This window comes from Micromonospora sp. CA-244673 (assembly GCF_050948395.1).
Classification (GTDB): Bacteria; Actinomycetota; Actinomycetes; order Mycobacteriales; family Micromonosporaceae; genus Micromonospora.
Window position 1 is genome coordinate 1,514,873 of the sequence record NZ_CP192019.1, and the last position, 25,160, is coordinate 1,540,032.

20 protein-coding genes and 1 pseudogene are annotated in these 25,160 nt (G+C 73.9%); 13 read left to right on the plus strand and 8 right to left on the minus strand.

Going from position 1 to position 25,160, the window contains the following annotated elements:
• Positions 1–28 precede the first annotated feature (28 nt).
• Positions 29–619: a PadR family transcriptional regulator gene (locus tag ACQP12_RS07315; protein ID WP_212837529.1), complete on the minus strand. Its 591-nt coding sequence runs from the start codon at positions 617–619 to the stop codon at positions 29–31.
• A gap of 120 nt (positions 620–739) precedes the next feature.
• Here ACQP12_RS07315 and ACQP12_RS07320 point away from each other — a divergent pair, with 120 nt between their 5' ends.
• From ACQP12_RS07320 to ACQP12_RS07345, 6 genes are all read left to right on the plus strand, one after another.
• On the plus strand, positions 740–1,966 hold the full coding sequence (locus ACQP12_RS07320; protein ID WP_433286065.1) for an MFS transporter: 1,227 nt from the start codon (positions 740–742) through the stop codon (positions 1,964–1,966).
• Between the two features lie 78 nt (positions 1,967–2,044).
• A complete protein-coding gene (locus tag ACQP12_RS07325; protein ID WP_357937324.1) occupies positions 2,045–2,884 on the plus strand; it encodes a GNAT family N-acetyltransferase in 840 nt (279 codons plus the stop codon).
• 119 nt (positions 2,885–3,003) lie between these two features.
• Positions 3,004–3,696 (plus strand): ATP-binding cassette domain-containing protein, encoded by a 693-nt coding sequence (locus ACQP12_RS07330; RefSeq protein WP_433286068.1) that lies wholly within the window; start codon positions 3,004–3,006, stop codon positions 3,694–3,696.
• Positions 3,693–5,843, plus strand: coding sequence for a YhgE/Pip family protein (locus ACQP12_RS07335; RefSeq protein ID WP_433286070.1), 2,151 nt, complete (start codon positions 3,693–3,695; stop codon positions 5,841–5,843). The genes ACQP12_RS07330 and ACQP12_RS07335 overlap by 4 nt, the downstream gene beginning before the upstream one ends.
• A gap of 10 nt (positions 5,844–5,853) precedes the next feature.
• Positions 5,854–6,447 (plus strand): TetR/AcrR family transcriptional regulator, encoded by a 594-nt coding sequence (locus tag ACQP12_RS07340; protein WP_151464701.1) that lies wholly within the window; start codon positions 5,854–5,856, stop codon positions 6,445–6,447.
• A gap of 90 nt (positions 6,448–6,537) precedes the next feature.
• Positions 6,538–10,032 (plus strand): ATP-binding cassette domain-containing protein, encoded by a 3,495-nt coding sequence (locus ACQP12_RS07345; protein WP_433286072.1) that lies wholly within the window; start codon positions 6,538–6,540, stop codon positions 10,030–10,032.
• 136 nt (positions 10,033–10,168) lie between these two features.
• Here ACQP12_RS07345 and ACQP12_RS07350 read toward each other — a convergent pair whose 3' ends face one another.
• The 4 genes and pseudogenes from ACQP12_RS07350 to ACQP12_RS07365 form a co-directional block, all read right to left on the minus strand.
• A complete protein-coding gene (locus ACQP12_RS07350; RefSeq protein ID WP_433286074.1) occupies positions 10,169–11,236 on the minus strand; it encodes an NADH:flavin oxidoreductase/NADH oxidase in 1,068 nt (355 codons plus the stop codon).
• A gap of 62 nt (positions 11,237–11,298) precedes the next feature.
• Positions 11,299–12,579 carry a dicarboxylate/amino acid:cation symporter gene (locus ACQP12_RS07355; RefSeq protein ID WP_433289159.1) on the minus strand — a complete coding sequence of 427 codons (1,281 nt, stop codon included), beginning with the start codon at positions 12,577–12,579 and terminating at the stop codon, positions 11,299–11,301.
• A 205-nt stretch (positions 12,580–12,784) separates the two neighbouring features.
• Complete coding sequence (locus ACQP12_RS07360; protein ID WP_433286076.1) at positions 12,785–13,390, minus strand: DUF998 domain-containing protein; 606 nt, start codon at positions 13,388–13,390, stop codon at positions 12,785–12,787.
• A pseudogene (locus tag ACQP12_RS07365) lies at positions 13,369–14,405 on the minus strand (glutathione S-transferase family protein). The gene ACQP12_RS07360 and the pseudogene ACQP12_RS07365 overlap by 22 nt, the downstream one beginning before the upstream one ends.
• 108 nt (positions 14,406–14,513) lie before the next feature.
• On the opposite strand from ACQP12_RS07365, the gene pcaF reads away from it, so the two are divergent.
• From pcaF to ACQP12_RS07400, 7 genes are all read left to right on the plus strand, one after another.
• A complete protein-coding gene (gene pcaF / locus ACQP12_RS07370) occupies positions 14,514–15,719 on the plus strand; it encodes a 3-oxoadipyl-CoA thiolase (RefSeq protein ID WP_357937289.1) in 1,206 nt (401 codons plus the stop codon).
• Between the two features lie 136 nt (positions 15,720–15,855).
• Entirely contained in the window at positions 15,856–16,674 is an 819-nt protein-coding gene (locus ACQP12_RS07375; protein ID WP_433286078.1) for an SAM-dependent methyltransferase, read from the plus strand.
• Between the two features lie 6 nt (positions 16,675–16,680).
• On the plus strand, positions 16,681–18,918 hold the full coding sequence (locus tag ACQP12_RS07380; protein WP_433286080.1) for a putative bifunctional diguanylate cyclase/phosphodiesterase: 2,238 nt from the start codon (positions 16,681–16,683) through the stop codon (positions 18,916–18,918).
• Positions 18,915–19,415 carry a DUF456 domain-containing protein gene (locus tag ACQP12_RS07385; RefSeq protein ID WP_433286082.1) on the plus strand — a complete coding sequence of 167 codons (501 nt, stop codon included), beginning with the start codon at positions 18,915–18,917 and terminating at the stop codon, positions 19,413–19,415. The genes ACQP12_RS07380 and ACQP12_RS07385 overlap by 4 nt, the downstream gene beginning before the upstream one ends.
• A gap of 47 nt (positions 19,416–19,462) precedes the next feature.
• Positions 19,463–20,209 (plus strand): MBL fold metallo-hydrolase, encoded by a 747-nt coding sequence (locus ACQP12_RS07390; RefSeq protein ID WP_433286084.1) that lies wholly within the window; start codon positions 19,463–19,465, stop codon positions 20,207–20,209.
• 284 nt (positions 20,210–20,493) lie between these two features.
• On the plus strand, positions 20,494–22,083 hold the full coding sequence (locus ACQP12_RS07395; RefSeq protein WP_433286086.1) for an amino acid permease: 1,590 nt from the start codon (positions 20,494–20,496) through the stop codon (positions 22,081–22,083).
• A gap of 338 nt (positions 22,084–22,421) precedes the next feature.
• On the plus strand, positions 22,422–22,871 hold the full coding sequence (locus ACQP12_RS07400) for an iron chaperone (RefSeq protein ID WP_433286088.1): 450 nt from the start codon (positions 22,422–22,424) through the stop codon (positions 22,869–22,871).
• Between the two features lie 11 nt (positions 22,872–22,882).
• Here the strand turns inward: ACQP12_RS07400 and ACQP12_RS07405 are convergent, their stop codons facing one another.
• The 3 genes from ACQP12_RS07405 to ACQP12_RS07415 form a co-directional block, all read right to left on the minus strand.
• Positions 22,883–23,455 (minus strand): dihydrofolate reductase family protein, encoded by a 573-nt coding sequence (locus tag ACQP12_RS07405; RefSeq protein ID WP_433286090.1) that lies wholly within the window; start codon positions 23,453–23,455, stop codon positions 22,883–22,885.
• 117 nt (positions 23,456–23,572) lie between these two features.
• Complete coding sequence (locus ACQP12_RS07410) at positions 23,573–24,511, minus strand: class I SAM-dependent methyltransferase (RefSeq protein WP_433286092.1); 939 nt, start codon at positions 24,509–24,511, stop codon at positions 23,573–23,575.
• Positions 24,512–24,683: 172 nt separating this feature from the next.
• The gene (locus ACQP12_RS07415; RefSeq protein WP_433289161.1) at positions 24,684–25,148 is read right to left on the minus strand and encodes a DIP1984 family protein; all 465 of its coding nucleotides are present in this window, start codon (positions 25,146–25,148) and stop codon (positions 24,684–24,686) included.
• Between the last annotated feature and the right edge of the window lie 12 nt (positions 25,149–25,160).

The window sequence follows — 25,160 nt, forward strand, 5'->3', positions numbered from 1 at the left end:
CCCCGGCCGGCGCACCGGGTGCGGCGACTCACTCGGATTCGGCGAGGATCGCGTACAGCTTGCGCCGGGTCTCGTCGAGCACCTGGGCGGCGCGCGCCCGCTGGTCGTCGGTGCCGGTCATCATCACCTGCCGCAGGGCGTTCATGGCCTGCGCGCCGGCGTCGCGGATGTCGTGCCAGCTGTTCACGGTCTGCTCGGCGAACTCGCCCCAGGGCGGGGTCTGCGCCGCCTCGGCGGCCTCGGCCTGCCCCTGCTCGGTGAGGGCGAACCGCTTCCGCCCGCCGTCGGAGTCGGCGGCGGCCGCGATGACGCCCTCGTCCTCCAGCAGCTGCAGGGTCGGGTAGATCGAGCCGGGGCTGGGCCGCCAGGCCCCGCCGGTCCGGGAGTCGATCTCCTGGATCATCTCGTAGCCGTGCATGGGCCGCTCGGTGAGCAGGGCCAGCACGGCGCCGCGCACGTTGGGCCGGCGGCCGCGCCCGCGGCCCCGTCCGCCCCGGCCGTGGCCGTGACCGAACGGGCCGGGCGGGAACGGCGGCGGTCCCGGGGGTACGGGCGGGAAGCCGAAGCCCCGCATCCGCATCTCGTCGTGCACGGCGTGCATCCGTCGGTGGAAACCCATCGGGCTCTCCTTCTGTCGTCCTATCACTGATGCATCAACGATATATCGGCAATGCATCGGCGACAAGCCGAATGTGGGACGGGGCTGCAAACCGTACGTACGTCTTGCTATGGTCTCGGGGTGCGCCTGCTTCCCGAACCGGGCCCGTCCCGGACCCTCGCCCTGTCCACCCTCGTCAACACCGTCGGCCGGGGCACCTGGCTCACCGTCAGCGCGCTCTTCCTCACCCGCTCGGTCGGGCTCACCGTGGCCCAGGTCGGCCTCGGCCTCACCCTCACCGCGCTGGTGAGCCTCGTGACCAGCACGCCGATGGGCTACCTGGCCGACCGGCTCGGCCCGCGCGGTCTCCAGATCACCGCGCTGCTCGCCTCCGCCGGGTTCACCGCCGCCCTGGTGGCCGTCCGCTCCTTCGCGGGGTTCCTGGTGGTCGGGGTGCTGATGGCGGTCGCCGACTCGGCGACCCGGGGCGCCCGGGGCGCGCTGATCGCCGGCGCGGTGCCACCGGACCAGCGGGTGCGCACCCGGGCCTACCTGCGCGCGGTCACCAACGTCGGCATCTCGGTGGGCACCGTGCTGGCCGGCTTCGGCCTGGCCGCCGACACCCGGACCGCGTACGTGTCGCTGATCCTGCTCGACTGCGCCACCTATCTGGTGGCCGCGGCGGTGCTGCTCCGGCTGCCACCCGTGCCGCCGGTGCCGGCGCCGACCCACGGGCCGCGGCTCATCGCCCTGCGGGACCGGCCGTTCCTCGCCTTCACCGTGCTCGACGGGCTCATGTCGATGCACTTCAGCCTGATCAACATCGCCCTGCCGCTCTGGATCGCCGGGCACACCACCGCGCCGCGCTGGCTGATCTCCGCCTGCCTTCTGGTGAACACCGTGGTGGTGGTGCTCTTCCAGGTCCGCGCCTCGCGGGGCACCGAGGACCTCGCCGGCGCCGGTCGGGCGGCCCGTCGGGCCGGCGCGGTGATCGCGGTCGCCTGCGCGCTCTTCGCGGCCGGCGGAGGCGTACCGGTGGCGGTGGCGGTGCCGCTGCTGCTCGGCGGCGCGCTGGTGCACGTGGTGGGGGAGCTGTGGCACGCGGCGGCCGGCTGGGGCATCTCGTTCGGGCTGGCCCCCGCCCATGCGCAGGGCCAGTACCAGGGCGCCTACGGGATGGGCATGCAGCTCGGCTCGATGGTCGCCCCGGTGGTGGTGACCACCCTGGCGGTCGGCTGGGGCGTACCGGGGTGGCTGCTCCTCGGCGGGCTGTTCCTGGTGCTCGGGGCGCTGGTGCCGCCGGTGGTGCGCTGGGCCGCCCGCACCCGGCCGGCCGTGCCGGAGCCGGCGGCTGTCCCGGTCGGCTGAGCCGCCACTCACCACCGATCGTCCGGCGTCCTCAGGTCGACCCGCGCGGGCCCGGGTGCATCTGGCAGGCTGGTATTCGTGCTCACGGTGCCGGTACGCCAACTCGGGGAGTCGGAGCGCCGTGCCGTTGAGCGGCTGCTCGACCTCGACCCCTACGCGGGCGCGCAGGTCGCCGAGCGGGTGGCGGCGCGCGGGCTGGCCTGGTGGCGGGCCGAGGGGCGGATCCTGGGCTACGGCCCGCGCCGCAACCTGGAGTCCATCTGCTGGCTCGGCGGCAACCTCACCCCGGTGCTCGCCTCGGAGTCGGCGGTGGCCGCCTTCGCCGACCAGTTGAGCACCGAGGAGCGGCTCTGCTCCTCGATCGTGGGCCGGGCCGACGCGGTGCTCGGGCTGTGGGACCGCCTCTCCGCCTACTGGGGGCCGGCCCGGGACGTACGCCCCAACCAGCCCCTGCTGGCCACGGACGCGCTGCCCGCCGTGGCGCCCGACCCCGAGGTGCGCCGGGTGCGCGGCGGTGAGGTCGACCGGCTCTTCCCGGCGGCGGTGGCCATGTACACCGAGGAGGTCGGGGTGTCGCCGCTGGCCGAGGACGGCGGGCGCGGCTACCGGCGGCGGGTGGGTGACCTGGTCCGCGCGGGCCGGGCCTACGCCCGGTTCGTGGACGGCAGGGTGGTCTTCAAGGCCGAGCTGGCCGTGGTCACCCGGCGCACCGCGCAGGTGCAGGGGGTCTGGGTCGCACCGGAGTGGCGGGGTCGCGGCATCGCGACCGCGGCCATGGCGGCCGTGGTGCGGGACGCGCTGGAGCGCGTCGCCCCCTCGGTGAGCCTCTACGTGAACGACTTCAACCTGCCCGCCCGCCGGGTCTACGAGCGCTGCGGCTTCCGCCCGGTCGGCACGCTCGCCACCGTGCTGTTCTGATCACCCGCCCCGGCATGGCCGGGATCACGCGACGTCGTCTTGCCTCGAACCGGACACCCGACGCTATGCTGGGCATGTTTTTGTACTGACCAGTCAGTTTAGAAGTCGGGAACGGTGCGATGAAGATCGTCGAGGCCAAGGGACTCGGGCTGCGGACCCGCCGCGGCTGGGTCTACCGCGAGGTCGACCTCACCGCCGAGGCCGGCGAACTGCACGCCGTCACCGGCCCGCCGGGCAGCGGGCGTACCTCGCTGCTGCTCGCCCTGGCCGGGCGCTTCCCGCACACCCACGGCGAGCTGCGCCGCCGGGGGCCGGCCGCGCTCGGGCAGGTCGCCGGTGTGCACGAGCCCGACCCCACGCTGACCGTCGCCGAGCACATCCAGGAACGGCTGCTGCTGCTCGGGCCGGTTCCGCGCCGCCGCCGGCAGCTCGTCCCGGTCGCCGCCGTCCGCGCCCGGCGGGCCTACCGCCGGGACGCCTTCGCCGCCGCGATCGACGGCGCCGGCTTCACCGACGCCCCGCTCGACCCCGACCGGTACGGCCGCGATCTCACCCCCGTCGAGCGGCAGGTGCTCGGGCTGGTGCTGGCCAGCCTGAGCGGCCCGAGCCTGATCGTCGCCGACGACGTGGACGCCGGCGCCGACGCGCCCGAGCGGGCCTGGATCTGGGCCGCGCTGGCCCGCCTCGCCGACCAGGGGTACGCCGTGGTCGCCAGCGCCCGCGCCGTCCAGCCCGGCGTGACCGCCGTCGCGCACCGGATCGGCGACCCGATCCTGCCCAGCCCGGCCCTGACCCCCGAGGTGACCGCATGAGTGTCGTACGACTCGCGCTGTTCGAGCTGCGCCGGATGACCCGGGGCCGGCTGCCGCGCGCCGCGCTCGCCGTCCTCACCGTCATCCCGCTCCTCTACGGCGCCCTCTACCTCTACGCCTTCTGGGACCCGTACGGGAACCTCGACCGGATCCCGGTGGCCCTGGTCAACGCCGACCGGGCCGCGAAGGCGAACGACGGCAGCGAGGTGCACGCCGGCCGCGACCTCACCGACGAACTGCTCGACCGGAAGGTCTTCGGCTGGACCGTGACCGACCAGGAAGACGCCACCGAGGGGCTCCGCGACGGCCGCTACCACCTGGTCTTCTCCATCCCGGCGGACTTCTCCGCCACCCTGACCGCCAGCCCCGAACCCGACCGGCCGGCCCGCCGGGGCGAGCTGAAGGTGGTCAACGACGACGCCACCAACTACCTCTCCGGGCTGCTCGCCCGCTCCGCCTTCAGCGAGATCCGGGCCGCGGCCGCCGAGAGCACCGCCGCCTCCTACTTCGACAAGATGCTCATCGGCTTCACCGACGCCAAGGCCGAGACCGGCCGCGCCGCCGACGGCGCCGGGAAGATCCACGACGGGCTCGACACCTCGCAGCAGGGCGCCGGCCAGCTCGCCGACGGGCTGGGCACCGCCGAGGACGGCGCCGGGCAGCTCGCCGGCGGGCTCACCACCTCCGTGCAGGGCGCGACCAAGCTCGCCACCGGCCTGGACCAGCTCTACACCGGGGCCGCGCAGATCGCCGACGGCGCCAACCGGGCGGCCACCGAGACCCGCGCCGCCGCGAAGCAGGTCGACGCCGCCGCGGACAAATACGAGCCGCTGCTCCGCAGGAACGCCGGGGACATCCAGCGGGCCGCCACGCTGGTCGCCGAGGGCGCGCAGGCGCTCGCCGACGGCCTCGACGCGCTGCCGGCCCGGGCCGACGAGGTGGTCGGCCAGGCGGAGAAGGTGCGCGACCGGCTCGACGCGCTGGTGAAGGAGCACCCGGAGCTGGCCGACGACCCGAACCTGGTCGCCGCTCGCAAGGCCGCCGACCAGGCGGTCACCGCGGCCCGGGCCATGGTCGCCGCGCTGGACAAGACCGACCTCGCCGCGCTGAAGAAGCAGATGACCGAGGTCGCGAAGACCGCCCGGGAGGTGGCCGCCGCCGCGCCGCACCTGGCCGACGACGTGGCCTCGGCCCGGGCCAAGGTCGACCAGCTGGCCGGCGGGCTCACCACCCTGGCCCAGGGCAGCGCCAAGCTGCGCGACGGGGTCGGCGGCGCCGCCGACGGCGCCGACCAGCTCCGCGGCGGCCTCTACCGGCTCGCCACCGGCGCCCGGCAGCTCGACGGCGGCCTGGCCCAGCTCAGCACCGGCAGCAACCGCCTCGCCGACGGGCTGACCAAGCTGGAGGGCGGCGCCGGCGACCTCGCCGACGGGCTCGCCGCCGGGGAGAAGAAACTGCCCGGGTACGACGACGCGGGCAGCCGCGCCGACATCCTCGGCGACCCGGTCGGGCTGATCCGCCACTCCGACCACCCGGCCGGCTCGTACGGCGTCGGCTTCGCCCCCTACTTCCTGGCCCTGGCGCTCTGGGTCGGCGCGATGATCACGTACATGCTGCTGCGGCCGGTGAACCGGCGGCACGTGATGTCCGGCGCGCCCGGCTGGCGGGTCGTACTCGCCGGCTGGCTGCCCGCCGCGGGGATCGGGCTGGCCCAGGTCGCGGTGCTCTACACCGTGGTCACCCTGGCGCTGGGCCTCGACCCGCGGCACGGGCCGGCGACCTTCGGGCTGCTCGCGCTCACCTCGCTGGCGTTCACCGCGATCATGCAGCTGCTCGGCGTGGCGCTCGGCCCGGCCGGCCGGCTCGCCGCGCTGGCCCTGCTCATGCTCCAGCTCACCTCCTCCGGCGGCACCTACCCGGTGCAGACCTCGCCCGGCTTCTTCCAGGCCATCCACCCGTGGCTCCCCATGACGTACGTGGTGGGCGGCCTGCGGCACACGATCAACGGCGGTCCGGCCGGGCCGGTGGTCACCGGCGCGCTGGTGCTGCTCGCGTTCGGTGCGGGCGCCCTGGCGCTCACCGTCGGCGCGGCCCGCCGGTCCCGCCGGCTCACCCCGGCCAAACTGCACCCCGAGCTGACCATGTGAGGATGGGCGGGTGACGGACGGACGGACCCGCCGGCGGGAGGACACGCGCCAGCGCCTCTTCGTGGCGGCGGTGGAGCTCATCGCCGAGCAGGGCTTCTCGGCCACCACGGTCGACGACATCGCGACCCGGGCCGGGGTGGCGAAGGGGACCGTCTACTACAACTTCGAGTCCAAGACGGTCCTCTTCGAGGAGCTGCTGCGGCACGGCATCGGCCTGCTCACCGCCGAGTTCCGGGCCGCCGTCGCCGGGCTGCCGCCACGCGAGGCGCTCGCCGCGCTGGTCCGCGCCGAGCTGGACTACATCCGCCGCTACCGGGCCTTCGCCCAGCTCCTGCTCTCGGAGATGTGGCGGACCAACCGGGAGTGGCAGCAGACCCTGCGGCTGCTGCGCGGCGAGGCCATCGAGGTGATCGCCGAGACCGTGCGCGCCGGGGTGGCCAGCGGCGATCTCCCCGCCGACCTGGACGTGCGCACGGCCAGCTCGGCGCTGTTCGGCGTCGGGCTGGTGGTGGCCGTGGACTGGCTGGTCTTCCAGCCCGAGCGGCCCATCGAGGACGTGCAGGAGGCGCTGCTCGGCATCGTCCGCCGGGTCGCCCAGACGTGACGCCGCGGCGGTAAATCGTTTGAGCGGCAGGGCCGGCCGGGTGAAGGCTGGGGGTACCGCCCCCACCGACCCGAGTCCGGAGGACTGTCCATGCGCCTGCTCCGCGACCTCTGGGCCACCGCACCGCGTCGGATGGCGGTCGTCCTGCTGCTCATCCTGCTCGGCGCGGGCGGCCAGGCCGCCGCCTCCGCGCTGGCCGGGCCCGTGCTGGTGCACCGCTCGCCCGGCTGGTTCACGGTGCTGGCCGTGGCGCTGGTCGCCGCCGTCGTCACCGACCTGCTCATCGGCCTGCTGATGGCCGGCCTCACCGCCGACTGGTCCGCCGACGTCCGCCGCCGGCTCTGCCGGGTCGCGCTCGGGCAGGACCTGCCCACCCTGGAGACCACCCCGGTCGGCGAGCTGCTCGACCGCATCGACAACGACGTCTACCAGGTCGCCGCCGAGATGCGGAACACCGGCGTACGGCTCGTGCAGGGCGTCGCCGTCTGCCTGCTCGCCACGGTCAGCGCGCTGGTCGTCTGGTGGCCGGCCGGCGTCGGGATGATCCTGCTCACCGCGCTGCTCGGCGTGGTGCTGCGCCGGCCCACCGCCCGGATCGCCCCGGCCCGGATGGTGGAGGAGGAGGCCTGGTCCGACCTGGCCGCCGTCATGGAGGAGGCGGTGCACGGCCAGGACGACGTGCGCACCAGCCTGGCCCGCCCGTACGTGCTGCGCCTCTACGCCCGGCGCGCCGCCGAGGTGATCGCCCGGGGCGGCCGGGTCTTCCGGCTGTCCGCCCGGGTCACGGCGCTGGCCGCCGGCGGCGTCCGGGTCGGCATCGCCGCCGTGGTCCTGGCCGGAGCCTGGGCGCTGGCCACGGGCCGGGTGGACGCGGCCCGGCTCACCGCGATCTGGCTGCTGGCCCTGGCCTTCGGCGCGACGGTCGAGCACATCGCCCGCTGGGTGCCGCACCTGCAACAGGCGCTCGGCGCGTGGGCGCGGGTGCAACTGCTCGCCGACTCCCGGCAGGAGCCGACCGGCGGCGCCGCCCCGGTCGACGGGGACCTGACCGTCCGTGGGCTCACCTTCCGCTATCCCGCCACCGGCGAGGATCGCGGCCCGGCGCTGCGCGACGTCACGCTCTCGTTCGCCCGGGGCCGGTCCTACGCCCTGGTCGGCCGGACCGGATCCGGCAAGTCGACGCTGGCCAAGGTGCTCACCCGGGCCGTGGACGTGCCATCTGGCACCGTCTTCCTGGGCGACACCGACCTGGTCGACCTGGACATCGAGGCGCTGCGCCGGTGGATCGCCGTGGTGCCCCAGCGCACCGAGATCCTGGCCGGCACCCTCGCCGAGAACGTCGCGCTCTTCGACCCCGACCTGCTCGACGACGCCACCCGGGCACTGGGGGAGCTCGGGCTGGCCGGCTGGATCGCCGAACTGCCCGACGGGGTGCACACCCGGCTCGGCGAGGGCGGGCACGTGCTCTCCGCGGGGCAGGAGCAGCTCGTCGCGTTCGCCCGCATCCTGGTCCGGGACCCGCACGTGGTGATCCTCGACGAGGCCACCGCCCGGCTCGACCCGGTCACCGAGAACCGCGTACGACAGGCCACCGAACGGCTCCTCACCGACCGGATCGGCATCGTCATCGCGCACCGGCTCTCCTCGGTGCGCCGCTGCGACGAGGTCGTGGTGATGGCCGACGGCGCGGTGCTGGAGGCCGGCCCGCTGCGCGAGTCCGCCCGCTTCGCCGAGCTGCTGGCCACCAGCCACGCCAGCGTCTACGCGGGCGCCGGCGCCCGCCGCGGCGGGGTGGAACTGCTGGACGGCCCCGACGGGTGGCCCGACGAGCCGTCCGACAGCGCGGTCCCGGCCACCGCGCCGCGCCAGGTCGCGGTGCCGCGCGCCGACCCGCCGCCGCTGCCCGCCCCACCGCGCGCGCGGACCCTGCGGGAGATCCTGCGGCTCGGCACCAACGACCCGAGGTACGGGCTGGTCTCCATCTGCGTGTTCATCGTGATGACCCTGCTCGGGCTGGACGGCTCGGTGCTGCCCTGGCTCTGGGCCGAGGTGGTCGGCGGGGGCGACCCGTGGCTGCCGGCGCTGGGCATCGTCGCCGCGCTGCTGGTGGTGCTGCCGCTGCCGTACCTGACCAACCTCTGGTTCCCGCAGTGGTGGATCCGGCAGATGCTGCGGATCAGCGCGCGGCTGGTGCACGGGCAGACCGGGGCCCGCCGGGTCAGCGGGCACACCCCGGCCGAGGTGGTGGCCCAGGGCGGCGACACCGACCGGGTGGTGCAGCTCGCCGACAACCTGATGGACCAGTTCATCTCGCTGGCCATCGTGATCACCATGACGCTGGTGACCGGCAGCTTCGTACCCGCGCTGTTCTTCGTCGGGACCATGGTGGTCTCCGGGCTGGCGGCCACCCTGTTCGGGCCGCGGCTGGAACGCACGGCCGGCGGCACCGTCAAGGCCCGCGCCGCCTTCGCCACCGCCCTGGTGTCCTCGCTCTCCGCCGCCCGCACGGTGAAGCTCGCCGGCGCCACCCGCCCGGTGCTGCACCACCTCGCGAAGCTGGACACCGTGCGCAGCGACCGGCAGCGCCGGGAGATCGCCATGCAGGTGTGGGCCCGGTCCACCCCGTCGATCGCCAGCGGCCTGCTGCCGATCGGGGCCTGGGCGCTCTACCTGACCGGTGGGCTCTCCGCCGGGGCCACCCTGGTCGCCGTCTCGACCCTCGGCGCGGCCCGCTGGTTCGCCTGGACCACCGCGTCGCTGGTCTCGCACTACCCGTCGGCGCGCGTCTGGACCAGGCGGACCGTCGCGATGAGCGGGGTGGCCACCTACTCGGCGGCGGTGCCCGGGCTGGACCTGGCCGCCGGCACCGCCCCGGCGCCGGAACCGCCGCCGCGGCACCCCCTGCGCCGGCTGGAGCTGACCGGCTTCGGCGCGCTGCACTCCGACGGCACCCTCGCCGTCCGCGACGTCGACCTGACCGTCGACCGCGGGCAGCTCGTGCTGGTGGTCGGGCCGGTCGGCGCGGGGAAGTCGTCGCTGCTGCGGGCCCTCGCCGGGATCGTGCACCACACCGGCACGCTGCGCTGGAACGGCGAGCCGGTCACCGAGCCGGAGCTGTTCCTCCGCCCCAACCAGGTCGGCTACGTGGGGCAGCTGCCCCGGGTGCTCTCCGGCACGGTGGCGGACAACATCGCGCTCGGGCACCAGGTGGACGCCGCCGGCGCGGTGTCGACCGCCCAGCTCGACCACGACCTGGCGGCCGCCGGGGGCGGGCTCGGGCTGCTCATCGGCCACAAGGGCACCCGGCTCTCCGGCGGGCAGCTCCAGCGGCTGGCGCTGGCCCGGGCGCTCGCGCCGCGTACCGAACTGCTGGTCGCCGACGACGTCTCGTCCGCGCTGGACGTCACGACGGAGCTGGCGCTCTGGGCGGCGCTGCGCGAGCACGGGGTGACGGTGGTCGGCTCGACCGCCAAGCGGGCGGCGCTGGTGCGCGCGGACCACGTGGTGGTCCTGATCGACGGCACGGTGGCGGCGCAGGGCCCGTGGCAGGACCTGGAGTCCCACTGGGGCCACCTGGCCGGCTGACCGCGGCCTGCCCCTTCCCTGGCGCCCGCGGCCCCCACCCCGGTGATCATGAAGTTAGCGGCGACAAATCGGACGGATTCTGCCGCTAACTTCATGATCAACGCGGGGAGCGGGCGGCGCGGGACGGCGGGAGGGGTTAGAAGGCGCGGGTGTACTGGTTGGGCCAGGCCGGGGTGTTGGTCAGTTTGGCGGCGGCTCGGTGGGGCCAGTACGGGTCGCGGAGGAGTTCGCGGCCCAACAGGACCAGGTCGGCCTCGCCGTTCGCGACGATCTGCTCGGCCTGCTCGGGCTCGACGATCAGGCCGACGGCGCCGGTCGGCACGCCCGCCTCGCGGCGGATCCGCGCGGCGAGGGGCACCTGGTAGCCGGGGCCCAGCGGGATGCTCGCCCGGGCGGCGGCGCCGCCGGAGGAGGCATCCACGAGGTCCACGCCGGCGGCGGCCAGCTCGCCCGCGAGCACCACGCTGTCCTCGACGGTCCAGCCGCCGTCCACCCAGTCGGTGGCGGAGATCCGGGTGAGCACCGGCACGGCCTCGCCGACCGCGGCGCGGACCGCGCGGGCCACCTCCAGGGTCAGGCGCATCCGGCCGGCGCGGTCGCCGCCGTAGCCGTCGGTGCGGTGGTTGGTGAGCGGGGAGAGGAACTCGTGCAGCAGGTAGCCGTGCGCCGCGTGGATCTCCACGGCGGCGAAGCCGGCGTCGAGGGCCCGGCGGGCGGCGGTGCCGAACGCCTCGACCACCCCGGCGATGCCGGCCGCGTCCAGCGCGGTCGGGGTGCGGTAGTCGGGCACGAACGGCTCGGCGCCGGGGCTGACCGGGGTCCAGCCGCCCTCGGCGTCCGGCACGCCGCCCTTGTGCTCGGCCCACGGCCGGTACGTGGACGCCTTGAACCCGGCGTGCGCGAGCTGCACGGCCGGCACCGAACCCTGGGCGGCGATGAACGCGGTGATCGGCCGCCACGCCTCGACGTGCGCGTCGGACCAGAGGCCGGTGTCCTGCGGGCTGATCCGGCCCTCGGGCACCACGGCGGTCGCCTCGGTGAGGATCAGCCCGGCGCCGCCGACCGCGCGGGAGCCGAGGTGGACGCGGTGCCAGTCGGTGGGCAGGCCGTCCGGCCCGGCGCTGTACTGGCACATGGGGGCGAGCGCCACCCGGTTGGGCAGGGTGACGCCGCGCAGGGTGAGCGGGGTGAACAGGGCACTCATAGGGTCATCCTTCAACGCGGCGGGGGGAGGGCCGAAGCCCTCCCCCCGGGGAAACGGTGTGCTCAGGCGGCTACCGGCGTGAGCTGCTCACTCTCCGGGGCGTCGACCAGGTCGCGCTTGCCGGCCGAGTCGTACGCGGTCCGGTCCAGGGTGCCCTCGCGGGCGGCCACGACGGTCGGCACCAGGGCCTGGCCGGCCACGTTGGTGGCCGTGCGGATCATGTCGAGGATCGGGTCGATGGCCAGCAGCAGGCCGGCGCCGGCCAGCGGCAGGCCCAGCGTGCTGAGGGTCAGGGTGAGCATGACGATCGCGCCGGTCAGGCCGGCGGTGGCGGCCGAGCCGACCACCGAGACGAAGGCGATCAGCAGGTAGTCGGTGACGCCAAGGTGCACCCCGAAGACCTGCGCCACGAAGATCGCGGCGAGGGCCGGGTAGATGGCGGCGCAGCCGTCCATCTTCGTGGTGGCGCCGAACGGCACGGCGAAGGAGGCGTACTCGCGGGGGACGCCGAGGCGCTCGACCGAGCGCTGGGTCACCGGCATGGTGCCCACCGAGGAGCGGGACACGAAGGCCAGCTCGATGGCGGGCCAGGCGCCGGCGAAGAAGCGCAGCGGGTTGAGCCGGCCGGCGGCGATCAGCACCATCGGGTAGACCACGAACAGCACGAGCGCGCAGCCGACGTAGACCGCGGTGGTGAACTTCGCGAGCGGGGCCAGCAGGTCCCAGCCGTACGAGGCGACGGCGTTGCCGATGAGGCCGAGGGTGCCGATCGGGGCGAGCCGGATGACCCACCAGAGCGCCTTCTGCACGATGGCCAGCACCGAGCGGTTGAGGGTCACGAACGGCTCGGCGGCCTCGCCGATGAGCAGCGCGGCGGCACCGATCACCAGGGCGAGGAAGACGATCTGGAGGACGTTGCCCTCGACGAACGCGCCGACCGGGTTGGTGGGCACGATGCCGGTGAGGAAGTCGGTCCAGGAGCCGGTCCGCTTCGGCGCGGTGGCGCCGGCCAGGTCGAGGGTGACGCCCTTGCCCGGGTTGGTGAGCAGGCCGAGGCCGATGCCGATGCCCACCGAGATCAGGGCGGTGATGCCGAACCAGAGCAGCGTCTTGAGCGCCAGCCGGGCGGCGTTGGCCACGCCGCGCAGGCTGACCACGCTGACCACGATGGCGGTGAAGACCAGCGGCGGCACGGCCAGCTTGAGCAGCTGGACGAAGAGGCCGCCGACGGTGTCGAGGGTGCTGGTCAGCCAGGCGAGGTCGTTGGCGCGGGCGAGGAAGCCGAGCGCCACGCCGAGAACGAGGCCGAGCAGGATCTGCACGGAAAAGGGGATCTTGCGCAGGGCGGAAGCCATGGGGATCTGTCCAAGGTCTGGTGGCGGGTGAACGGGGCAGCGTCAGGAGAGCGGCTGCGCCGGACAGATGCCGCTGGCCTGCCGTCGGAGGTCGACGTACAGGCGCACGGTGAGGTGCCAGACATTGGTCATCGCCTGCCGACGCTACTCCCAGCCGGCTCCCAGGTGGAAGGAGCGGCAGGGGTGACGATCCTTACAGGCGGCGTTCACGTCCCGCTGATCCGTTCGTCACGATCGCCCGCCGGTGCGCCAGGCCCAGCACCGCGGCGGTGGCCAGCCCCCACCCGGCGGCCACGGCGAGCAGCAGCCGCTCCAGCACCCCGACCACGCCGCCGCGCCCGACCAGCAGCATGGCCAGCCCGACCGCCCCGGACAGCGGCAGCGCGAGGGCCGCGCCGGCCGCCGCGACCCGGCGCAGCGCCCGGCCCGCCGCCGGGGTCGCGAGCAGCGCCAGCATGGCGAAGACAACCGCGGCGGTGGCCGCGATGCTCGCGCCGCCGTGCACCAGGTCGGCCACCGTGGCGGCCTCGAACGGCGGCAGCGGGCAGCCGGTGGAGCAGGTCACCGCCCCGGACAGCGCCGTGCCGGCCGCGCCGGCCACGAGCAGCCCGGCCGCCGCCCACAGCGCCGGGGGCAGCGCCGCGGCGAGCAGCAGCAGGGCCGCCGCCAGGGCGAAGACCCCGATCCGGTACGCCCCGGCGTACCCGCTGTCGGTGACGCCGGCCTCGCTGACGTACCCGGTCAGGCCCGGGCCGGGACCGGCGACCACGGCGACCGTCACGGCGACCACCCCGGCCACGACGCAGCCGGCGGCGGCGGACGCGGCGGCGGCCCGGAGGACGCCGGGGTCAGCCACGCCCGTGCGGCGTGGTCCAGCCGGACAGATCCGGACCGAGCGGCACGATGCGGGTCGGATTGATCATCTCGTGGGTGGCGTAGTAGTGCCGCTTGATGTGGTCGAAGTCGACCGTCTCGCCGAAGCCCGGGGTCTGGAACAGGTCCCGGGCGTACGCCCAGAGCACCGGCATCTCGGTGAGCTTCTGCCGGTTGCACTTGAAGTGCCCGTGGTACGCCACGTCGAAGCGGACCAGCGTGGTGAACAGCCGCACGTCGGCTTCGGTGATCTGCTCGCCCATGAGGTAGCGGCGCCCGGCCAGCCGCTCCGACAGCGCGTCCAGCCGGGCGAACAGCGCCGTGTACGCCTCGTCGTAGGCCTCCTGGGAGGTGGCGAAGCCGCACCGGTAGACGCCGTTGTTGACGTCCCGGTGGATCTCCGCCATCAGCGCGTCCAGCTCCGGCCGCAGCTCGACCGGGTAGAGGTCCGGCGCGCCCGGCTTGTGGAACCGCCGCCACTCGGTGGAGAAGTCGAGGGTGAGCTGCGGGTAGTCGTTGGTGACCACCCGGCCGGTCAGCGTGTCGACCAGCGCCGGCACGGTCACCCGGCCGGTGTAGTCGGGGTCGGTGGCCAGGTACGCGTCGCTGAGGTACCCGATGCCGAGCACCGGGTCGAAGCCGTCCTGGTCGAGGCTGAACCGCCAGCCCCGCTCGTCCCGGATCGGGTCGACGGTGCCCAGCGAGATCACCTCGTCCAGCCCGAGGAGGCCGCGCACGATCCGGGCCCGGTGCGCCCACGGGCAGGCCCGGCACCAGATGAGCCGGTAGCGGCCCGCCTCCAGCGGCCAGCGGCCCTGGTCGTCGGGCCCGCCGCCCTCCGGGGAGGTGGAGTGCGGGGTGACCCGACCGGTGAACCGGTTGGGCTGGCGGACGAACGCGCCGCCGCCGGCGTTTTCTGCGCTGAACTGGGCCCGGGCCATGCGGCCAACCTATCCGTTCCGGCCCTGGATATCCTGGCGCCGGGCGTCCCCGTGATCCGGTGGGCGACCCGCCACCACCCCCGTCCACCCCCGAAGGACTGAGCGCCGATGACCGTCGCATACCTCGTGGCCGGTGTCCGCACCCCGATCGGCCGGTACGCCGGCGCCCTCGCCGGGGTCCGTCCCGACGACCTGGCCGCGCACGTGATCCGCGAGCTGGTCGCCCGCCACCCCTCGGTGGACTGGGCCCGCACCGACGACGTGATCCTGGGCTGCGCCAACCAGGCCGGCGAGGACAACCGCAACGTGGCCCGGATGGCGGCGCTGCTCGGCGGGCTGCCGGAGGAGGTGCCGGGCAGCACGGTCAACCGGCTCTGCGGCTCCGGCCTGGACGCCCTCGCCACCGCCGCCCGCGCCGTCGTGGCCGGGGAGGCCGACCTCATGGTCGCCGGCGGCGTGGAGAGCATGAGCCGGGCGCCCTTCGTGATGCCGAAGGCGGCCACCCCGTTCGCCCGCACCGCCGAGGTCTACGACACCACCATCGGCTGGCGGCTGGTGAACCCGCTGATGAAGAAGCAGTGGGGCATCGACTCGATGCCGGAGACGGCGGAGAACGTCGCCGCGGACTTCGGCGTCGAGCGCGCCGCGCAGGACGAGTTCGCGTTCCGCTCCCAGCAGCGGGCCGCCAAGGCGCAGGCCGACGGGCGGCTGGCCGAGGAGATCGTGCCGGTGACCGTGCCGGCCGGCAAGCGGGAGACCAAGCTGGTCGAGGTCGACGAGCACCCCCGGGAGACCTCGCTGGAGAAGCTGGCCGCGCTGCCCACCCCGTTCCGCGAGGGCGGCACGGTGACCGCCGGCAACTCCTCCGGCGTCAACGACGGCGCGGTGGCCCTGCTGGTCGCCTCCGCGGCGGCCGTCGAGCGCTACGGCCTCACCCCGCTGGCCCGGGTGAGCGGGGCGGCGGCGGCCGGCGTGCCGCCGCGGATCATGGGCATCGGGCCGGTCCCGGCCACCCGCAAGCTGCTCGACCGGCAGGGCCTCGGCCTGGCCGACCTCGACGTGATCGAGCTGAACGAGGCGTTCGCCGCCCAGTCGGTGGCGGTGCTGCGCGAGCTGGGGCTGCCCGAGGACGCCGAGCACGTCAACCCGAACGGCGGGGCGATCGCCCTGGGCCACCCGCTCGGTGCCAGCGGCGCCCGGCTGGCCCTCACCGCCGCGCTGGAGCTGCGCCGCCGGGGCGGCCGGCGGGCCCTGGCCACCATGTGCATCGGCGTCGGGCAGGGCATCTCGCTGCTGCTGGAGTCCGCCGGCTGACGGCGGGCGGGCCCACGGTCGAGAGTGGATCTCCCGTTCCTGGGCGTGCCCGCCTAGAGTGGTGTGGACCACACCATGCCGCGGGTCGGCCCGGTCGCCGGGCTGCCCGCGCGGCGACGACCTGGGGGACCGAGCGATGCAGACGCCGGACGGACTTCCCGCCGAGATCGACCTGAGTCGGCCCAGCGCGGCCCGGGTCTACGACTACTTCCTCGGCGGCGCGCACAACTTCGAGATCGACCGGCAGCTCGCCGAGCAGATCGCCGCCATGACGCCGAACCTGGCGGCCACCATGCGCTCCGGGCGGGAGTTCCTGCGCCGGGCCGTCCGGGTGCTGCTCGACGCCGGCATCGACCAGTTCCTCGACATCGGTTCGGGGATTCCCACGGTCGGCAACGTGCACGAGGTGGCCCAGGCGGCCGACCCGCAGGCCCGGATCGTCTACGTCGACATCGACCCGGTCGCCGTGGCGCACAGCCGGGAGCTGCTCGCCGGCAACGACCGGGCCACCGCGATCCTGGCCGACCTGCGCGAGCCGAAGCTGATCCTCGACCAGGCCCGCGCCAGCGGGCTCATCGACTTCGACCGCCCCGTCGGCATCCTGCTCGCCGGGGTGGTCCACTTCATCCCCGACGAGGACCGGCCGGGCGACATCCTGGCGACCCTGCGGGCCGCCGCGGCCCCCGGCAGCTTCCTGGTCATCTCGCACTCCACCTTCGAGGACCAGCCGCAGGAGATGCTCGACGCGCAGCGGCTGTCGGCGCGCACCGCCACCGAGATCACACTGCGCTCCCGGGCCGAGATCACCGGCTACTTCGGCGACTGGACCCTGCTCGACCCGGGCGTCGTGCACATGCCGCTCTGGCGGCCCGACTCGCCGTCCGACGTGGACGAGCACCCCGAGCGGTTCGGGGCGTTCGGCGGCGTCGCCCGGCACGACCGCACAGCCGGCTGAGCCGACATGCGCGCCCCGGACCCCGACGGGGGCGACTTCAGCCGACCGGGCGCCGCGGCGTACGCCGCCGAGTGGGCCCGGGCGGTGCGGCGCATCGGGTTCGTGCCGCTGAGCGCAGCCGAGACCGAGCGGCTGCTGCTCGTGCACACCGTCCGGCTCGGCCGGGCGCTGCTCGCCCCGACGTTCTCCGCCCAGCCGGCGGAGGACGTCGGGCGGGCCCTGGTCGAGGCGCACCTCACCGAGCCCGGGGTGCTCGACTGGTCGGTGCGGGCGCTCGGCGACCGCTTCCTGTCGTGGGTGCTGCCCGCCCACGTGGAGCTGCCGGAGGTGCGGGAGCGGATCGCCGCCATGCAGGGCGCGTTCGCGGCCGGCTTCGGCCGGGCGCTGCGCGACCGGGTGTTCAGCCAGCAGGAGCGCATCGCCCGCTCGGCCTGGCAGGCCCGGGACGAGGTGGAGCAGGCGCTGCGGGACAGCGAGGCGCGATTCCGGGCGGTCTTCACCGGTGCCGCGATCGGCATCGGCATCGCCGGCGTGGACGGGCGGATCATCGAGGTCAACCAGTCCTTCGCGGACATGCTCGGCTACACGGTCGACGAGCTGCGGGAGCTGACCGTCGACGGGCTGTTCCACCCCGACGACGCCGCCGGCATGTGGGAGCTGTACCAGGAGCTGGTCGAGGGCAAGCGGGACAGCGCCCGGGTGGAGAAGCGCTACTACCGCAAGGACGGCAGCGTCGTCTGGACCGACCTCGCCGTCTCGCTGATCCGCCACGACGACGGCCGCCCCCGGTTCACCGTGGCGATGATCGAGGACATCACCGAGCGCTACCAGCTCCAGCAGCGGCTGCGCTTCCAGGCGCTGCACGACCCGCTCACCGGCCTGCCCAACCGGACGCTCTTCTTCGAGACACTCGGCCAGGTCTTCGACACCGCCGAGGCGGAGCAGCGGGTCGGGCTCTGCTTCATCGACCTGGACGGCTTCAAGGCGATCAACGACAGCCTCGGCCACGACCTGGGCGACCGGCTGCTCAAGGTGATCGGCCGCCGGCTGGCCGACTGCGTGTCGGGCCGCGGCCACCTGGTCGCCCGGATGGGCGGCGACGAGTTCGTCATCCTTGTCGACTCCGACGGCGGCCTCGACGACGCCGTCGAGGTGGCCGAGCTGGCGCTGGCCGCCGTCTCCGCCCCGGTGCACGTCGGCGACCAGCAGCTGGCCGTGTCGGCGAGCATCGGCATCGTGGAGTGCCCGGCCGCCGAGACCAGCGTCTCCGAGCTGATGAAGGCCGCCGACACCACCCTCTACTGGGCCAAGGCCGAGGGGCGGGGCCGCTGGGCCGTCTACGACCCGGAGCGCAGCGCCGCCGACATCGCCCGGTCGGCGCTGGCCGCCAACCTGCCCGCCGCGCTGGACCGGGGCGAGTTCGTGCTGCACTACCAGCCGATCGTCTCGCTGGTCGACGGCGCCATGGTGGCGGTGGAGGCGCTGGTCCGCTGGCAGCATCCGGAGCTGGGGCTGATCGGGCCGGACCGGTTCATCGGGCTGGCCGAGGAGACCGGCCTGATCGTCCGGCTGGGCGCCTGGGTGCTCCGGCAGGCGTGCCGCGACGCCGAGGGCTGGCGGCGGGCGTACCCGGAGGCGCGGCTCATGGTCAACGTCAACCTGGCCGCCCGGCAGGCCGACGACCCGGGCATCGTGGAGACCGTGGCCGAGGCGCTGCAGCACGCCGGGCTCCCCGCCGAGCTGCTGCAACTGGAGCTGACCGAGAGCGCCGTGATGGGCACCGCCGGGGAGCCGCTGCGCGCCCTGCACCAGCTCGCCGACCTCGGGATCCGGCTGGCCATCGACGACTTCGGCACCGGCTACTCGAACCTGGCGTACCTGCGGCGGCTGCCGATCCACTGCCTCAAACTGGCCGGCCCGTTCGTCGAGGGGATCCGGGGCGACGGCGCGGACGTGGTCGCCGACCACCGCGACGAGCGGATCGTGGACGCGCTGGTCCGGCTGGCACACGCCCTGGAGCTGTGGGTGACCGCCGAGGCGGTGGAGACCGAGGAGCAGGCCGAGCGGCTGCGGTCGCTGCGCTGCGACACCGGGCAGGGGCGCTGGTTCGGTCCCCCGATGCCCGCGGCCGGCATCCGCCGCCGGCTGGAGGGTAAGGAGGGACCCCACGGGTCCACGTCGCGCCTTCCCGAGCAGCGCGCGGGGCAGGCGCAGGTCCGTGTGGCCGGGGAGGAGACGCGGTGAGCCTGGGCGATTCGCAGGCGGTGGTGTCGGTGGTGGCCGCGCTGGCCATCCTTGCCGGGCTGGCCGGGGTGGTGGTCCCCGGCCTGCCGGCGTTGCCGCTGTGCTGGGGCGGGGTGCTGGTGTGGGCGCTCTTCGGCGACGCCGGGCCGGGCCGCTGGGCGGTGCTGGCCGCCGCCACCGTGGTCGCCGTCGGCGGCGTCGTCGTCAAGTACCTCTGGCCGGGGCGGAACCTGAAACGGACCGGCGTGCCCACCTCGTCGCTGCTGGCCGGCGGGCTGCTCGGCCTGGTCGGCTTCTTCGTCATCCCGGTGGTCGGCCTGCCGATCGGCTTCGTCGGCGGGATCTGGGGCGCGGAACGGCTGCGGCTGGGCAGCAACCAGCTGGCCTGGCCGGCCACCGTGCAGGCGCTCAAGGCGGCCGGGCTGTCCATGCTTGTCGAGTTCCTGGCCGGGCTGGTCATCGCCGTGCTCTGGGTGGCCGGGCTGCTGTTCGCCTGACCGGATCGGGGCGCCGTTCGCCGATTCCGGCGGTTAGGGTCGCACCTGTGCGGATCACCGTCCTCGGTGGGCTCGGCGCCTGGCCCACCGCCGAGCAGTCCTGCTCCGGCTTCCTGGTCGAACACGCGGGCTTCCGGCTGCTGATCGACCCCGGGTACGCGACCTTGCAACCGCTGCTGGCGCGCGTCCCGGCGGCGCGGGTGGACGCGGTGTACGTCAGTCACGGCCACCCGGACCACTGCGCCGACCTCCAACCGCTGCTGCGGGCCCGGGTGCTCGCCGACCGGGCCGGCCCGCCGCTGCCCGTGTACGCGCCCGCCGGTGCCCTGGACCGCCTGCTCGGCATCGACGAGCCGGGCCTGGTCGACGGGGCGTACCGGTTGTCCGCCCTCGCGCCGGGAGAAGCCTTCGACCTCGGGCCGTTCCGGGTGGACACCTGGTCGCTGCCGCACTGGGTGCCGAACCTCGGCGCCCGGTTCACCGGTCCGGACGCCGTACTGGCCTACACCGGGGACACCGGACCCAGCCCGGACCTGGTCGAGCTGGCCCGGGACGCCGACCTGCTGATCGCCGAGGCGACGTATCCGGTGGGGATCCCGGACCGGCACCTCGGCAACCTGTCCAGCGCCGCCGAGGTGGGCCGGTACGCCGACGCCGCCGGGGCGCGGCGGGTCCTGCTCACCCACCTCTGGCCCGGGACCGACCCGGCGGAGGCGGTCGCGGCCGCGCGGCGCGGGTACGCCGGGCCGGTCGACGTCGCCGCGCCGGGCCTGGTGCGCACTCTCGGGAGGTAGGAGCGGCGGCGCGGGCGTCCGGGGGTACGGCGAACCGCCGTACTTCAGTGAGAGAGAGGTGGACGCCGCGCGCCGCCGCGGGCCGGGCGTTGCCGAGCGCCCGGTGGTGGCCCGTCGCGATCGGGCCTGGTCACGGGCTCAAGGATGCCCCGGAACGGTCCCGGGCGGCAACGCAATTAGCCGTGCCGGCTGTGAGATTCCCACGGCTGCCGTATTGACCGCCTTGATCGGCGGGATCACACTTTGCCCACTCGCACCGGGGAACCACCTCGAGGAGGTGTGCAGTGGCCACGACGCCCGCGCCGACCGCCGAGCAACCGATGGACGACGACGCCCGACGGCTCGCCGAGCTCGGCTACAAACAGGAGCTGCACCGCAAGTGGAGCGGCTTCTCCAACTTCGCCATCTCGTTCTCGATCATCTCGATCCTGGCCGGCTGTTTCACCACCTTCGGCCAGGCGTGGAACAACGGCGGCCCGGTCGCCATCTCCTGGGGCTGGCCGCTGATCTCGATGTTCATCCTGATCATCGGCTTCTGCATGGCCGAACTGGTCTCGGCCTACCCGACCGCCGGTGGGATCTACTGGTGGGCCGCCACCATGGGCCGGCCGGTGCACGGCTGGTTCACCGGCTGGCTCAACCTGATCGGCCTGGTGGCGGTGACCGCCTCGGTCGACTACGGCTGCGCCACCTTCCTCAACCTCACCTTCTCGGCGCTCTTCGACGGTTGGGCCGGCACGGCGCACCAGACCTTCGGGCTGTTCGTGGTGATCCTCGCCCTGCACGGGCTGATCAACATCTACGGGCACCACATCATCGACGTCCTCCAGAACGTCTCGGTCTGGTGGCACGTGGCCGGAGCCGCCGCGGTGGTGCTCATCCTGCTGCTGGTCCCCGACGACCACCAGAGCTTCAAGTTCGTCTTCACCGAGCGGTTCAACAACTCCGGCTTCGGCGACGGCGACACCGGCGGGCTCACCTTCTGGTTCTACGTGCTGCCGCTGGGCTTCCTGCTCACCCAGTACACGATCACCGGCTTCGACGCCTGCGCGCACGTCTCCGAGGAGACCCGGGGGGCCTCGAAGGCCGCCGCCCAGGGCCTCTGGCGGTCGATCTTCTATTCCGCGGTCGGCGGCTGGATCCTGCTGCTCGCCTTCCTCTTCGCGGCCACCGACGTGGACGCGATCAACTCCGCGGGCGGCTTCTCCGGGGCCATCTTCGAGTCGGCGCTGACCCCGTTCTTCTTCAAGGCCGTCATCATCATCTCCACCATCGGCCAGTTCTTCTGCGGGATGAGCTGCGTGACCTCGATGTCGCGGATGGCGTACGCGTTCAGCCGGGACCGCGCGGTGCCGGGCTGGCGGCTCTGGTCGCGGGTGAACCGCAACGGCACCCCGGTCAACGCGATCATCGCGGCCACCCTGGCCGGTCTGGTGCTCACCCTGCCTGCGCTCTACCAGAAGGCCGGCGTGCCGGTCGCCTTCTACGCGGTGGTCTCGGTCGCGGTGATCGGGCTGTACCTGTCCTTCCTCATCCCGATCTTCCTGCGGCTGCGGATGGGGGACCGGTTCGTCCCCGGCCCGTGGACGCTGGGCCGGAGGTACAAGCTGCTCGGCTGGGTTGCGGTGATCGAGATCGCGGTCATCTCCGTCTACTTCGTGCTGCCGATCGTGCCGGCCGGCGTGCCCGGCAACGCGGACTTCACCTGGACGGCCGTGAACTACGCCCCGCTCGCTATAGGCGGGGTGCTGCTCGGCGTGGCGCTCTGGTGGTACGCCTCGGCCCGGAAGTGGTTCACCGGCCCCCGCCGTACCGTCGACGTGCCGGCGCAGCGCCCCGCCGCGGACGCCGCACCGGCCGACGAGCCGGCCTGACCCTCCCTCGTCGGCGCCGGGTCACCCGGCGCCGACGAGGAGCGGCTTGGTCCGGGAAGAGTTGCGGGTCGCCGCCACCGATCGCTCGCCGAGCGGCTGGGGTTCACGCAGGAGGGCGTCCTGCGGGAGGCGGCGGCCTTCCCCGACGGGCGGCGTGATCTCGTGGTGTACGGCCTCCTGGCACGCGAGTGGCGCACGTGACCAGCGCCCTACCGGGTCCCGCGTCCGGGCCGGTGAACCGATCAGGAATCGAGAAGCGCCCGCTGTGCCGCCGGGCCTAGCCTTTTCCTGACCGTCGGCCCGAGGCCGAGTCTCGACCAGGGAACGGAAGTCCGAGAATGTCCGCGAAGAACGCCACGACCGTGTCCGACGGCTTCAGCGCCGAGGAGCGCGCCGCGATGAAGGAGCGCGCCGCCGAGCTGCGCGCCGAGGGTAAGAAGGGCGCCAAGAAGGCCGACGACCTGCAGGCGCTTCTCGACCGGATCGCGCAGATGGCGCCGCACGATCGCGCGCTCGCCGAGCGCGTGCACGCGACGGTCACCGCTGCCGCCCCGGAGCTGTCGCCGAAGACCTGGTACGGGATGCCCGCCTACGCGAACGCCGACGGCAAGATCGTCGTCTTCTTCCAGGACTCGGGCAAGTTCAACTACCGGTACTCGACTCTGGGCTTCCAGGACACGGCCAACCTCGACGACGGGGATCTGTGGCCGGTGGCGTACGCGCTCCAGAAGTGGAGCCCCGCGGTGGAGAAGAAGGTCGTCGCGCTGGTGAAGGCTGCGGTCTCCTGACCGCTGCGGTTTCAATCACCCGGCGGGGCCTTCGCCGCGGGCCGGTATCGCACGTTCACCACCGACGTGGGATCGCCTCCGCTGAGGCGGTGGAGACGGATCGGCGCACCGCCGGGGTTGTCATACAGCCGGATGCCGTCGCCCAGCAGGACCGGCGCGATGTGCAGGTCGATCTCGTCGATCAGGTTCAAGGCGAGGAGCTGGCGGCCGATGGTCGGTGAGAACACCTCGAGGTTCCTGCCGTTGGCCGCTTCCAGCCCGATCCGCACGGCGTCGGCCGGGTCACAGTCGAGGAACGTGATCCCCTCGGCGGGCTCGGCGTCCTCCGGGTGGTGGGTGAGGATGAAGACCGGGCCCTTCCAGGAGCCGCCGTAGGGGCGGCTGCCAGGCGCGGCGTCCCAGCCGTCCCGGCCGCCCAGCACGGCGCCCGTGGTCGCGACGTACTCGCCGACCAGGCCGGGCCGGGCCGAGATCCCGGTCATCCAGTCCATCTCGTGGTCCGGTCCCGCCACGAAGCCGTCCAGGGACATGGTGAAGTGCCACAGGACCTTTCCGGCTGCGGTCTGCGGTTCGGTGTCGCTCATGCGAAACGAGGTCATGGTTGTTGGACGGTCCGCACCGGGAAAGCTCATCGGTGGAGGGCTGGCCGGTAGCGGTGCCCGGCACGTTCGGCGAGACTCCTCCCGTCGTCCACCCAGCCACTATCTCGCGCGGCGCCGCGCGAGATGCACGGTGAGGTCGGCGGCGATCTCGACCGTCTGGGGCAGGACCTGAAGGATCCGGCGGTACACCTCCTCCTGCACCGGGATCGGCAACAGGAGGTAGGCCGAGACGGTCGAGAGATGGCCGACGTAGTCCCGGGCGGTCATCGTCACGCGTCGCTCCACCACGGACTGCTGGACGTCGCCGAACCACTCGGACCGTAGGAGCTCCGTGCCCGGCCACTGCATGGCGTGTCCCGCAGGCGTCCCGTCCGGAGACGGCACCTCGTCGCTCTCCAGGAACGGCGCGCGGGCCGCGCGAACGGCTTCCTCCACCGCCGGGTCGGCAAGCTGGATCGGCCCCCCGAACGAGGCGAAGACGCCACCCGGCTCCACGAGCGCGGCCATGCGGGACCACCGATCCCGCGGGTCCGTCCAGTGCAGCGCCGCCGCCGCATAGACCAATTCGTAGCTCTCACCGGGTTGCAGATCCTCGAACGCGGCCTGCACGGTCCTGACGCCGGCCGGCAGGTGCCTGCGCAGCTCGGCGAGCATGGCCGCGTCCGGCTCGGTGGCGGTCACCATGACCCCTCGTCCCGCGAACAGACGGGTGGCCTTCCCGGTCCCGGCGCCGATCTCCAGGGCGGTCCGGACGGGCCGGCCCGCGTACGTCATCACCATGTCGAAAAGTTCCACGGGATATCCCGGCCGGAACCGTTCGTACGCCTCCGCCACCGCCCCGAAGCTCAGTGCCCGACCAGACATGCCGAGATCCTGACACCATCCGCGCCGGCTGTGCTCACTCTTTCGCAGAGATCGGGCGCCGGAGCAGACCGCCTCGATCCCGGCGACCACCAACGAGTGGCGGACGCCTGCCGATGAGCCGTGATACGGGTTGCGGAAGGCCCCTGTCCCACCCTCACCGTCGTGGATCTGCACCCGGTAGTGTGCCGTGCCCTGTGCGCCGTCACCTGTGTGCTGTGCTGGGCGTGCGTTGTGTGCCGGGGAGTCGAACCCCTGCGCCTGCCCGCGGCGCGCCAGGAGGGAGCCGGATTGCCCGCCGGCTCTCGGGTTCGTGCACGCCTCCACGTCGGCTACCTGCTCCGCAACCTCAGTCCAGCAGGTCGACCTCCCAGTTCGTCCGCTGAATCAGCGTGTCGACTTCGCGAATTTGCCGGCCGAGGTCGTCGGCCTGGCGGCGCAGTTCCGCCACCGGAAGCGCCGGGACCATCTTCAGCTCCGACCGCAACTGCCGATATCCCCGCTGGCCTTCCCCGGCGGCGGCGTCGGCGGCAGAAGTGACGACGTTGTGCCGCAGGCGGAGCACGTCGCGGCGTGCGAGCGCATCGGTGAGGGTCGCACCCTCCACCACCGTGGCGGCGTTGGTGCGATTGATCCGCCGGATCAGGATCTCCAGCTCACCGAGCACCTTGCCCGCCTCCACCAGGAGAGCGGCGGCGTCCTCAGCGGGCGCCTCACCCTCCTGGTAGCGGGCGCTGGCGGCGATGCGGGCACGGAGTTGTTCGGCGCGACGCGCCGCATCCGCGCGCAGCGCAAGAGCCTCAGCAAGCTTCATGGTCACCAGTAT